At 46.2% G+C, this 11,703-nt stretch carries 8 protein-coding genes, 2 tRNA genes, 3 pseudogenes and 1 riboswitch; of the genes and pseudogenes, 6 read left to right on the plus strand and 7 right to left on the minus strand.

The features are described from left to right. Positions 1-121 precede the first annotated feature (121 nt). A riboswitch (cobalamin riboswitch) is annotated at positions 122-296 on the plus strand. Positions 297-514: 218 nt separating this feature from the next. The 4 genes and pseudogenes from EA14781_RS19470 to ldtA all read left to right on the plus strand — a co-directional run bounded on the left by EA14781_RS19470 (position 515) and on the right by ldtA (position 3,325). Beyond that, positions 515-949: a hypothetical protein gene (locus EA14781_RS19470; RefSeq protein WP_002461881.1), complete on the plus strand. Its 435-nt coding sequence runs from the start codon at positions 515-517 to the stop codon at positions 947-949. Positions 950-1,096: 147 nt separating this feature from the next. After that, positions 1,097-1,475: pseudogene (locus EA14781_RS23795) on the plus strand (bifunctional adenosylcobinamide kinase/adenosylcobinamide-phosphate guanylyltransferase); the annotation flags it as partial. Further along, positions 1,472-2,215 carry an adenosylcobinamide-GDP ribazoletransferase gene (cobS, locus tag EA14781_RS19475; protein ID WP_000040009.1) on the plus strand — a complete coding sequence of 248 codons (744 nt, stop codon included), beginning with the start codon at positions 1,472-1,474 and terminating at the stop codon, positions 2,213-2,215. The pseudogene EA14781_RS23795 and the gene cobS, both read left to right, overlap by 4 nt. Before the next feature lie 174 nt (positions 2,216-2,389). Next, the gene (ldtA, locus tag EA14781_RS19480) at positions 2,390-3,325 is read left to right on the plus strand and encodes a L,D-transpeptidase (protein WP_123057866.1); all 936 of its coding nucleotides are present in this window, start codon (positions 2,390-2,392) and stop codon (positions 3,323-3,325) included. 492 nt (positions 3,326-3,817) lie between these two features. Here the strand turns inward: ldtA and EA14781_RS23800 are convergent, their stop codons facing one another. The 4 genes and pseudogenes from EA14781_RS23800 to EA14781_RS19495 form a co-directional block, all read right to left on the minus strand. Then, positions 3,818-4,459 (minus strand): ankyrin repeat domain-containing protein, encoded by a 642-nt coding sequence (locus EA14781_RS23800; protein WP_241685440.1) that lies wholly within the window; start codon positions 4,457-4,459, stop codon positions 3,818-3,820. Between the two features lie 198 nt (positions 4,460-4,657). Beyond that, a pseudogene (locus EA14781_RS25840) lies at positions 4,658-5,053 on the minus strand (Arm DNA-binding domain-containing protein); the annotation flags it as partial. A gap of 166 nt (positions 5,054-5,219) precedes the next feature. After that, positions 5,220-5,295, minus strand: a tRNA-Asn gene (locus EA14781_RS19490). Positions 5,296-5,395: 100 nt separating this feature from the next. Further along, positions 5,396-6,850, minus strand: a complete 1,455-nt coding sequence (locus EA14781_RS19495) for an EmmdR/YeeO family multidrug/toxin efflux MATE transporter (RefSeq protein WP_024164769.1) — start codon at positions 6,848-6,850, stop codon at positions 5,396-5,398. A 192-nt stretch (positions 6,851-7,042) separates the two neighbouring features. Between EA14781_RS19495 and EA14781_RS19500 the strand changes: the two genes are divergently transcribed. Continuing rightward, a tRNA-Asn gene (locus EA14781_RS19500) sits at positions 7,043-7,118 on the plus strand. Between the two features lie 68 nt (positions 7,119-7,186). On the opposite strand, the gene EA14781_RS19505 is transcribed toward EA14781_RS19500, so the two are convergent. Continuing rightward, positions 7,187-8,641: an AMP nucleosidase gene (locus EA14781_RS19505; protein WP_001060209.1), complete on the minus strand. Its 1,455-nt coding sequence runs from the start codon at positions 8,639-8,641 to the stop codon at positions 7,187-7,189. Positions 8,642-8,742: 101 nt separating this feature from the next. After that, complete coding sequence (gene shiA / locus EA14781_RS19510) at positions 8,743-10,056, minus strand: shikimate transporter (RefSeq protein ID WP_000378540.1); 1,314 nt, start codon at positions 10,054-10,056, stop codon at positions 8,743-8,745. A 142-nt stretch (positions 10,057-10,198) separates the two neighbouring features. On the opposite strand from shiA, the gene EA14781_RS25345 reads away from it, so the two are divergent. Continuing rightward, positions 10,199-10,339, plus strand: coding sequence for a hypothetical protein (locus tag EA14781_RS25345; protein WP_157944441.1), 141 nt, complete (start codon positions 10,199-10,201; stop codon positions 10,337-10,339). Positions 10,340-10,515: 176 nt separating this feature from the next. Here EA14781_RS25345 and EA14781_RS19515 read toward each other — a convergent pair. Continuing rightward, positions 10,516-11,560, minus strand: a pseudogene (locus EA14781_RS19515) (IS481 family transposase). Positions 11,561-11,703: the final 143 nt, after the last annotated feature.

The following is an 11,703-nucleotide window of genomic DNA, read 5'->3' on the forward strand; positions in this document are numbered from 1 at the left end:
GTAGTCATCACGTCTATACGGCTGCGGAAACGGCATAAATTCAATGTAAAAAATGAGGGATAATTAAATAGACTCTGGCAGTAATAATTCATTGACGTGTTATGGGAAAAGTGAAATCAGCTCATAACATACGCTGACAGGTTTGGCACATTTGTGCCTGGGAAGAGGGTGGAAATCCCTCGCAGCCCCCGCTGCTGTAATGCTGACAACCCCGAAAATGCCACTGATCGTGAGATCGGGAAGGTCGGGTGAGGATGATGCTAAGCCAGAAGACCTGCCTGTCAGTTAATACCAACAACTTCGGTGGGAAGTGGGTTGTCCAGAAGAGCCCTGTTGGGTACTGGCACGTCTTTATACCCCTACCACCCTGAAAGGATCAGGGTATGGCGACATTATTAAGTTCATTCATCGTAAAACCGACAGGCATCAGGAGTGCAGTTAAAGCGCAGCAATCTTTTTTCATGGCATATCGTTCTGACCGTCATGGCCGTAAATCAAGTGGGAGACGGGAGGTATGAAAACGATAAAGCCAGAATCAATAGGTCTTTTTTGTCTCTCATCTGGCGATGTTGAACTGGCGAAATATCTGGCTGGCATGTTGCCAATAACCTGTTTTGTCGGTGAGGATTGGCAGCAAGGCTTCCGGTCTTGCAACGGTGGGCTATTACAATCGTTATCAGATGCGTTTCGTGATTATTCAGTGTTGTTATTGATTGCTGAAAGCGGGGCATTCATACCAGAAAATCTCCCTCACTCTGATGGAGTGACGGTCATCTTAATAGCAGAGCACAATGCCCGCTTGCTGGCTGGTCCGGCTGGTGGAGCAACAGCATTAATCCATTATCTGGATGAGGCGTGTCAACGTCGGAGAACCGCCGTCAGTGACGCACTTTGTCGGGCGTTAACAAGAGAAAATCGAGCTATTCCGCAATGCGGTTTTAATTCATAATATGTTGATAAAAATAAGTTTTTATTGCGCGCAGTATTCGTCGCGGTAATGTTATTACGATCAGCAACGATGGAGTATCCATTGTTCTGATTAAAAAATATCATCACATAATTGAACCAGGAGTCAGTCTGATGATTTTTGTGACGAGAAGAGTCGGCACGGATAGAGCATCATCGGCAAAGTAGCCCGGCGCACGTGGAATGCTGGCAACAACGTAATGGGTTAATTGACGTAGACATTAATTCGCAGAATGCTGTGTTGCTGGAATGTATTATGACAATGGTGACTAATCTGTTGTTTGAATATAGCCGCGATACGATGGCGAGATTCCGTCGTTGATTACACGTGTCAACCTTGTCCTGCAACGGTCGTATTAGTGACCAATGAGGTGGTGATGAACATTGTGTTGGAAAATCGTCTGGCGCGATATCTTCGTGATATTGCCAGATGAGGAAATCAATGGTTAGCTGTTGTGGAAGATGAAGTATGGTTGGTCGATCCAGGTATTGGAGTAAAATTTAAATGAGTAAATTATTTTGGGCGATGCTCTCTTTTATTACACGTCTGCCTGTTCCTCGACGCTGGTCCCAGGAGTTGGATTTTGAACATTATTCTCGCGGTATTATTACCTTTCCTTTAATTGGATTATTACTGGGCGCAATTAGTGGTCTGGTATTTATCGCGTTACAGGCATGGTGTGGTATCCCATTGGCTGCGCTGTTTAGTGTACTGGCTTTGGCTTTGATGACGGGCGGGTTTCATCTGGACGGTCTTGCGGATACTTGCGATGGTGTTTTTTCGGCACGTAGTCGCGATCGCATGCTGGAAATTATGCGCGATAGCCGTTTAGGAACCCATGGTGGTCTGGCGCTGATTTTTGTCCTGCTGGCAAAAATTTTGGTGTTGAGTGAGCTGGCCTTGCGCGGTGAGCCGATGCTTGCATCGTTGGCGGCGGCTTGTGCTGTAAGTCGTGGTAGCGCCGTATTGCTGATGTATCGTCATCGTTATGCTCGGGAGGAGGGGCTTGGTAATGTTTTCATCGGTAAGATAGATGGACAGCAAACCTGTGTCACCCTTGGGTTGGCGGTTATTTTTTCCGCAATATTATTGCCAGGTATGCAGGGTGTGGCTGCTATGGTGGTTACGGTGGCGGCGATTTTCATACTTGGTCAGCTACTTAAACGTACTCTGGGAGGGCAAACTGGCGATACGTTGGGGGCGGTTATTGAACTGGGGGAACTGGTTTTCTTGCTGGCGCTATTGTAAGGCCGATAGCTTAAGGGAAGCCATGTTATCCCGGCAGAGATTGAGTTCTGTCTCAACATTGAATCAAGGGGGGGTGACACCTGGCATAAAAACCGTTTGAAATTCACTGTTAGAAACGAAAAGTCTGGGAAAAGCTATAATAATTGAATTGCTTTCGCGACTTAGGAAAGGGAAATGATGCGTCGTGTAAATATTCTTTGTTCATTGGTTCTACTTTTTGTCAGTCATAATAGCCTGGCGGTAACTTATCCATTGCCTCCTGAGGGCAGTCGTTTGGTGGGGCAGCCCATTACGATAACTGTTCCTGAGCATAATACCCGGCCTTTGGAAACCTTTGCCGCACAACACGGGCAAGGTTTGAGTAATATGCTGGAAGCAAATCCGGGAGTAGACGTTTTCTTACCAAAGTCGGGTTCACAATTGATCATACCGCAGCAGCTTATTTTGCCTGCTACTGCCCGAAAGGGGATTGTCGTTAACGTCGCTGAGATGCGTCTTTATTATTACCCGCCAGACAGCAATACTGTGGAAGTGTTTCCTGTAGGCATTGGCGAGGCTGGACGTGAAACGCCGCGTAACTGGGTGACAACCGTGGAGCGTAAACAAGAAGCGCCAACCTGGACGCCAACACCCAATACCCGCCGCGAATATGCTAAACGTGGCGAGAGTCTGCCTGCGTTTGTTCCTGCTGGACCTGATAATCCCATGGGGCTATATGCTATTTACATCGGCAGGCTTTATGCAATCCACGGCACCAACGCAAATTTTGGTATCGGGCTGCGGGTAAGTCAGGGGTGTATACGCCTGCGTAATGATGATATCAAATACCTGTTCGATAACGTGCCTGTAGGTACACGCGTACAGATTATTGATCAACCGATAAAATATACGACGGAGCCAGACGGTTCGAAATGGCTGGAAGTTCATGAACCGTTGTCGCGCAATCGTGCGGAGTATGAGTCAGACAGAAAAGTCCCTTTGCCGATAACGCCTTCTTTGCGGACGTTTATCAACGAACAAGGCGTTGATGTGAATCGCGCAAATGCCACGTTACAACGTCGCTCAGGTATGCCAGTACAAATTAATTCCGAATCAGGGAAGATGCTTTAAAATGACAGTCGAGTAAAAAGCAAAAAGCCTGCTTGAAAGCAGGCTTTTTTAAATTTGGCTCCTCTGACTGGATGCGGATTTTGTTTTATTACATTGAATTTTAATGATTTTTATAAGAGAATTTAAAGTGATGTCTTCAAAAAGGCCCCTGGGAGATTTTTGCTTAAAAAGATGATGTAAATCACATGTTCAGGGGCTATTTTTTAGTCATAATATGTTGTTAAGTCATAGTAGCATGGTTTGTTTTATATTCTGGAATTAATGGTGATATTTTTCCTGGAGTTCATCGCTCATCCGCCACTTATTGACCACCATTTATCACACTCAGAGACTGCCTGTAATTTAACTCAGACAATCTCTATTGGGATAGGTTCTTGAATAAGATATTTATTAATATATATCATGCTATCTCTTTTCTCTGTATAGGAGTGGAGAGATAAATATAACAGATAAATCATTAGATAATATAATTTAAAATATCAATAAAATTAGTTAATTATCAATTTTTGGGTATTCTGATAATTTACCTAAATCTGAATCATGTTTAATCAAGGAACAACAACCAGGAATAATTGATATAAAGTTAGATCGCCCCCGACCTATAGCAATAGAACATACACTTCCCTCTACTTCACCATTAGTAGTTAAAGATGGGCTTGCTCCCTTACTAATCAAGAAAGTTGCGAAATCAATATTGTTTTTCCATATAGCAGTCAATAAGGCTGTTCCTGTTGTCTGAGATTTTCTTGTGGCATTAATATCGGCACCATGTAATAACAAAAACTCAGATATCTTTTGATGTTCTTTAGTTCCATAATAGGCTGCTATCATCAATGGTGTTTCTTTATAAGGACCAGAAACCCCATTAACATCAACTTTTGTTACATCAACCAAAAAACTAACTGCCTCAGTATTTGCACTACTTACTGCATTTGCTAATGCTTCCTGTCTGTCTGGGATGGTTATACTCTCACATTGTTTAACATTATCATTACTACAACTTGAATCATTTAGACAGTTTTCACAAAAATACCATCTTTCTTTTAGTTTATTTATTTCTAAAGGGGAGTTTGCTACAGGGCTTAAGTAAAAACTCCTTTTATCGTCGCATGCAGCAAGAGTGAAAACAACCATCAATAATAACATTATAGTACGTATTGACAATATTATCACTCTCAAGTTAAAACAGAAGTATTGTTGAAAACAATATGTCATATTATGTTCCAAATATAAATTAAAATAACTATTATTTCCCCTTTGCCAACATTACATCTATCATATTCTGCAAACTATTCACATCATTTTTTAATTTTGCCGTTAAAGCAGCTTTTTGTGCAGCTTTATACGCATCACCGCCAGCCGGGTTAACTCGCGGCCCTGCTGATAATCACCGATACGGTCAAGCAATTCGGGTAGTCGCTCCAGCGGCAGAGCGGGATGGTGATTTTTTACGGGTGAGGCGACAACCCCGTCCAGATGCTGTGCCGGGTTGATATTCTGCGCCAGGAGCTTACGGATACCGTCGCGCTGTTGCTTGGCTTTTGCCAGTGAGACAAGCGGGTATGCGTCAAGACTGACTCTGGATTATTTTCCGTTGAAACGATATTTGAGATACCAGATACGCGAACCGCCCGGATTGACGAGCAGATACAGACCGTGAGAGTCGGAGAGTTTTACCGGACGGGAAGAGGATTTTAACTTACGAATTTTAGAATTGTTTAAAGACATTTTGGGGGGGGGGCACTCCAGAATCGAACCAAACTGACCCCAGATCTGACTACCAAATTATCCCGATGCGGAGAGAAAACCAGATACACGTCGGGAAAGATTTTCACGCTAACTTACTGAATCATAAACATATAGAGACATACAGATAAGCATGAAAACTTGAATTTGGCTCCTCTGACTGGACTCGAACCAGTGACATACGGATTAACAGTCCGCCGTTCTACCGACTGAACTACAGAGGAATCGTGTGAACGGGGCGCATAGTAACGATGCTAATCGGCAATGTCAAAGCTTGTTTTTTCATTCTGAAATCGTTTGCTGAAATATTCCTCATTTTGTCGCTTATTCCGACACAATCGGTTCTTTTTCATACTTTTCGTGCTCTGGACGAGGATATTTCCACAGCCAGCGGCCTGTGATCATTCGCCAGTAAAAAAGCATTGCGCGAACGGCCCAGTCGGCAAACATCCCCATCCAGACACCGACGACTCCCCAGCCAAGCACAATGCCCAGAATATAACCGACCACTACTCGGCACCCCCACATACTCAACATCGATACCCACATGGCATAGCGGGCATCACGAGCACCTTTAAAACCAGCCGGTAGAACCCATGAGGCAGACCAGATAGGCATAAATAATGCGTTTAGCCAAATAAGAATCACAACAACATCTTTAACTTGCTGATCATGGGTATAAAACGATGCCATAACCCCGGCAAAGGGGGCCGTCAACCAGGCGATCGCTGTTAAGCCTAGCGTAGAAAGCCAGAATACATGGCGTAACTGAATTTCGGCTTGTGCTACTTGCCCTAATCCCAGTCTTCGCCCCGTAATGATTGTAGAGGCAGAACCAAGCGCATTCCCCGGTAGATTGATAAGAGCTGCTATCGAAAAAGCGATAAAATTCCCAGCAATAACACTGGTTCCCATCCCGGCGACGAACATTTGTGTTAACAATCTGCCGCTGGTAAACAAAACCGACTCCACACTTGCTGGAATGCCAATTCCCATAACTTCCCAGATAATGGCGAAATTAAGCGGTTTAAAATAGCTCTTCAAGGAAATTCGCAACGCCGGATTAACGCCACTCTTCAAAACCCAAAGGATCGCAATAGCGCCAATATAACGAGAGAGGGTTAATCCCAACCCAGCCCCCATAAAACCTAAACCTGTCCAGGAAAAGACACCGTAAATCAGGCTGGCGCTTATAACGATATTCAGGATATTCATGCCGCCGTTAATCAGGAGCGGGATTTTCGTATTTCCTGCTCCACGTAACGCCCCACTACCAATCAGGGCGATAGCTGCAGCTGGATAACTAATGACACTTAGTTCGAGGTAAGTTAGCGCCAGAGCTTTCACTTCTGACGTTGCATCTCCTGCAACAAAATTAATAATCTGCTCACCGAAATGATGGATAAGAGCAGCGAGCAATATGGCAAAAAGCGTCATGATGACCAGTGATTGCCTCGTTGCTACTCTGGCTCTGCGGCGGTCACGCTTGCCAAGGCTAAATGCTACTACCACGGTGGTTCCAAGATCGATAGCGGCAAAAAAAGCCATGACAACTATATTAAAACTGTCTGCCAGACCCACGCCGGCCATCGCATCTTTGCCTAACCAACTAACCAGAAAAGTACTTAACACGCCCATAAGCAGGACGCAGGCATTTTCCATGAAAATAGGGACAGCAAGTGGGGTGATCTCTCGCCAGAACAGTACCTTATAACTCTTGCGTTTGGCATGCCAATGTGAGCGATGGACTGCATGGCGTAAAGCAGCAGAGATATTCAAAGCAAACCTTTTGCAGAAAGTTGAAGTCACATTTCAAATAATGAGGGAGTTTTTGCACTGCTGCAAAGGTTTTCCCCATTAAATTGTCTGCAAATGCAACAAACTGATCAGAGAAGCGGCAAACGAACGAGGAATTAAAAATTCGGATTTGACAAAAGTTTTTTCGCCGCTAAGATGTGCCTCAACAGCGATTCCTCTGTAGTTCAGTCGGTAGAACGGCGGACTGTTAATCCGTATGTCACTGGTTCGAGTCCAGTCAGAGGAGCCAAATTTTGAAAAGTCCGCTTTTATAGCGGGCTTTTTGCTATGTAGCGATCAGTCCAATGACTTGAAAACTCACCGGAACGGGGGTTCATTGAATGTTCGCAGTTTACGAGAGTGTAACCGCTCCCCCTCAGCTCGTAATAAATCTATCGCCCGGATGCCAATTTGCAGATGCTCGGAGATGGCGCCTTCATAAAAGCGGTTAGCTTGACCGGGTAGTTTTATCTCGCCATGTAAGGGCTTATCAGATACACACAGTAATGTTCCGTAGGGTACACGGAAGCGATAACCTTGTGCTGCGATTGTCGCGCTTTCCATATCAATTGCCACTGCACGACTTAAATTGAAACGTAATGCAGAAGCTGAGTAGCGCAGCTCCCAGTTCCTGTCATCGGTGGTTACCACGGTACCCGTACGTAATCGTTGCTTCACTTCCTCACCAGGTCTGCCACTCACCAGCTTGGTTGCGTCATAGAGCGCACGTTGTACTTCGGCAATACTGGGGATGGGAATATCCGGTGGAAGGACGGCGTCAAGAACATGATCATCACGCAAATAGGCATGTGCCAGGACATAATCTCCAATGGACTGACTCTCACGTAACCCGCCGCAGTGTCCAATCATTAGCCAGACATCCGGGCGCAGAACTGCCAGATGATCGCAGATGGTTTTGGCATTTGACGGACCAACACCAATATTTACCAGCGTAATTCCTTGTCCGTCTGCAGTAATTAAATGCCATGCTGGCATCTGATGTTTTTTCCATGCCAGATCGGAAATCGCTTCTTCCGGTGCTTCTGTTTCAGCGGTGATCCAGATCCCACCGGCGCAGGAGAGTGCGACATAAGGGCTATCGGGATTAAGGATCTGGCTGCATCCCCAGCGAACAAATTCATCGACGTATCGCGTGTAGTTGGTGAACAAAACGAAAGGCTGGAAGTGTTCAACTGGCGTACCGGTATAGTGACGTAGGCGTGCCAGCGAAAAATCTACACGTCGTGCGTCAAAATGCGATAAAGGTGAAAACTCGGCAGGATGATAAATACCGTCTGCTGTTTCATCGCCTATTTGGGCCAGTTCTGTCGTCGGAAAATAACGCGTTAAACCGGCACTCATTGAACGATCAAGCGTAAGCTCTGATCCATCAATCACATAAGGGTATGGAATTTCATGTTGTGACGGTTGGACGGAGATGCTCGCGCCATAATCCTGATACAGTAGAGTGAGCTGCTCATCAAGATAAGGGCGAAAGAGAGAAGGGCGGGTGATGGTAGTTGTGTAGTTGCCTGGGTGAGTAAAACGACCATAAGCACGTGTTTTGGGTGGGTTTGTCGCGCAACCATTCCAGGTGACAGTTAATGATGGATAAACAAAAAGGCCTTGTTTTCGGGCGTTTTCATCTGGTAGTTCACCACTTTCAATATACTTGCCAATGGCGCTGCGTAAAGCTGTCACCGATTGTTCATACAACGCATCAAGTCTTTCCAGTGCTTGAGCGGGGGTCAGACTGGGGCCCTTATTATTCATACGTATCTCCTGTTCCATACAATTACCGCTTGTTCGATAGTATGTCACAGAAATGTGAAACAAAAGTGGAAGGCGAAGATCGGTTGATCTTCGCCGAAGAGTCAGGAGTGTTGACCCTCTTTCATTAGCAGAGCAGTGGCGGCGGATATCAAACAGCCTGCCAGCAAATAAATAGCCACAGTGTGCCAGTTACCGTTCGAGAAGGTGATCAGCGCTGCAGCGATAAATGGTGTGAATCCACCGCCAACCACACTGGCGACTTGATAGCCCACGCCGGCTCCGCTGTAACGATAGGTTGCGCCAAACATTTCCGTAAACATGGGTTGCTGTACGCAGACCACCATGTCATGTGCGACGTTAGCCAGCATGATGGCGAAGAACACTATCCAGAAAAGGGATTGCGCTTCCAGCGCCATAAAGAACGGGAAGGCGCTAATCGTGCCGGTTAATGCGCCAGTAATGTAGACGCGGCGTCGGCCAAAGCGATCGGCGAGCCAGGCGAAGAAGGGAATAGTCAGACAGCTCACGCCGCCGACCAACAGGCCAATGTTGAGAAAGAGTTCACGGGGCAGTCCGAGATTTTGCGTCGAGTAGTTAAGTGCGAAGGCGGTGACGATATACATGGTCAGTAGTTCGCACAGACGTAAAGCGATAATCTTCAGGAAAGCGCTGGGATGACGCAGCAAGGCTTCCATTACCGGCAGGCGTTGTTTAACCTGCGGCGTTTGTTGCTGTTGCTCGAATTCTGCAGACTCTTCCATCCCATTGCGGATCCACAATGCGCCAAGTACCAATACGATGCTGAACAAGAAAGGAATACGCCAGCCCCAACTCAGGAATTGTTCGTCGGTGGTTAGTATGCTGATTAGTGAAACCAACCCGGTGGAAAGCAGCAACCCGACGCCATATCCGACTTGTACACCGCTACTGTAAAAAGCTTTTTTCCTTTTTGGCGCGTTTTCTACCGATAATAATGCCGCTCCCCCCCATTCACCGCCGACCGCGAAACCTTGAATAGCACGCAAAATGACCAGCAACATCGGTGCCCACCAACCAATAGTTGAGAATGAAGGGAGAACGCCAATGAGTGCTGTGGCAATTCCCATCACCCAGACGGTGAGCATCAGCATACGTTTTCGCCCTAAAAGATCACCAAAGTGACCGAATATAACACCGCCGAGTGGACGGAAGAGGAAACCAACGCCGAATGTCGCAAATGCCGCGAGTGTTCCCATCGCGGGACTGACCTGTGGGAAAAATTCGCGGTTAAACACCAGCGCAGCGGTGATGCCATAGAGTAAAAAGTCGTACCAGTCGACGACGGCGCCAGCAAAACTGCCCAATGCTGAGCGTCGAGCGCGGCTTAATGAAGCAGTCGCTTCATCAGGACGCGTGGAGATGAGTGTGGAATCCATAGTTATCCTGTTTGTACTGTCTTTTTTGTTATTAGTATTGGAAAAAGGTCACTCACATTGCAGCCGATCTATAAATGACCTTTATGAGACTACAGCGACAGAGAGTTTATGAAAATGTTTTTGTGCCTTTGACGTGGACAAGATGAAAAATACCACCTGTGAATTTACTTCACCAAACGAAGGTTATTCTGGGGACGAGTTGCCTGAAATCGAGCAGATCGTTGAGAAGTGGCATAAGAAAGCGGCTCTTTGTTGTGGGAGCCGTTATAGTGCCGCAGTTTAAGGATCGGCCAACCGATCCTTAACTGATCGGCATTGTGCTATAAAAATGGGCTTTTTTAAATTTGGCTCCTCTGACTGGGAGCGCTGTAGCCATTAACAGGCTGATTGGTAAGCTAAAATGTATTAGCTCAGACCTGATCTGACAGTTACCGGTTATTTATACAGGTATCTGTCAGATTACATCTGGCTTAAATTTTTCTCGGCCCAGATGCGCTTTCCATCAAGTAACGTTTCCATTGGCGTCCGCCCATTGCACATTTTTCCCTGATGGGTTCGCTCATTATTATAGTGAGTGAGCCAGCCATTCATCAAGATCCGACTGTAATGTATCAAGATCGCCGTACAGTTTTTTACGGAACGTTACCTGATAAAATTCGTTCAGGATTGTTTTATGGAACCGCTCGCAGATGCCGTTGGTCTGCGGGGACATCGCCTTTGTTTTCGTGTGTTCTATATCGTTTATTGCCAGATAAAGCTGATAATCATGCTGCTCTACTTTGCCGCAGTACTCCGTGCCTCTGTCGGTCAGTATTCTCAGCATCGGCAGGCCCTGAGACGCATAAAACGGCAGTACACGATCATTCAGTAAGTCAGCCGCGGTAATCGGTGTTTTGGTGACGTAAAGCTTACAGTGAGCCACTTTCGAGTACGTATCAACGAACGTCTGCTGATAAATACGCCCGACACCTTTCAGGTTGCCTACATAGAACGTGTCCTGCGAACCCAGATATCCCGGATGAGCCGTTTCGATTTCGCCACAGGCCTCGTCATCACTGGCTTTACGCTCCAGTGCTGCGATCTGGCTGTCAGTTAGCTCAATGCCATCACGGGCTACTTTTTCTTCCAGTGCTTTCAGACGTTTTTTGAAATTCTCAAGGTTATGGCGTAACCAGACAGAACGGGCACCACTGCCGGAGATAAAAACGCCCTGTTTACGCAGTTCGTTGCTGGTCCGGTGCTGACCGTGTGCCGGGAAAGCGACGGCGTAATCAACAACAGCCTGTTCAGTTGCCTCATCGGTACGGTTCTTAAGGTTAGGTGCGCGGCGACTACGATTAATCAGCGCATCCACACCGCCTTCATCGGCCAGTTCGCGGTAACGATAAAACGTATCACGCGAAACGCCCATGATTTTACAGGCTTTTGATACGTTGCTGAGTTCTTCAGCCAGATTGAGCAAACCGGCTTTGTGTTTGATAACGGGATTGGTAGTATGAAGCATGAGAGTTACCTCGTGTTTTGTATAAGGATTCGACACCCATATCAAAACCGGTAACTCTCAACCTTTCAAGGCTCAGTGTCAGATCAAGTCGCGACTAATACAGCTAAAACAAAAAATCGAGTTTGTCAAGACCATGTATGGGT

This window comes from Escherichia albertii NBRC 107761 = DSM 17582 (genome assembly GCF_000759775.1).
In the GTDB taxonomy this organism is placed as follows: domain Bacteria; phylum Pseudomonadota; class Gammaproteobacteria; order Enterobacterales; family Enterobacteriaceae; genus Escherichia; species Escherichia albertii.

Bases quoted from the DNA above. Each gene is read 5' to 3' on its own strand.
- EA14781_RS19470 (WP_002461881.1), top strand. From the start codon at position 515: ATGAAAACGATAAAGCCAGAATCAATAGGTCTTTTTTGTCTCTCATCT.
- cobS (WP_000040009.1), top strand. From the start codon at position 1,472: ATGAGTAAATTATTTTGGGCGATGCTCTCTTTTATTACACGTCTGCCT.
- ldtA (WP_123057866.1), top strand. From the start codon at position 2,390: ATGATGCGTCGTGTAAATATTCTTTGTTCATTGGTTCTACTTTTTGTC.
- EA14781_RS23800 (WP_241685440.1), bottom strand. From the start codon at position 4,459: ATGGTTGTTTTCACTCTTGCTGCATGCGACGATAAAAGGAGTTTTTAC.
- EA14781_RS19505 (WP_001060209.1), bottom strand. From the start codon at position 8,641: ATGAATAATAAGGGCCCCAGTCTGACCCCCGCTCAAGCACTGGAAAGA.
- shiA (WP_000378540.1), bottom strand. From the start codon at position 10,056: ATGGATTCCACACTCATCTCCACGCGTCCTGATGAAGCGACTGCTTCA.
- EA14781_RS25345 (WP_157944441.1), top strand. From the start codon at position 10,199: ATGAAAAATACCACCTGTGAATTTACTTCACCAAACGAAGGTTATTCT.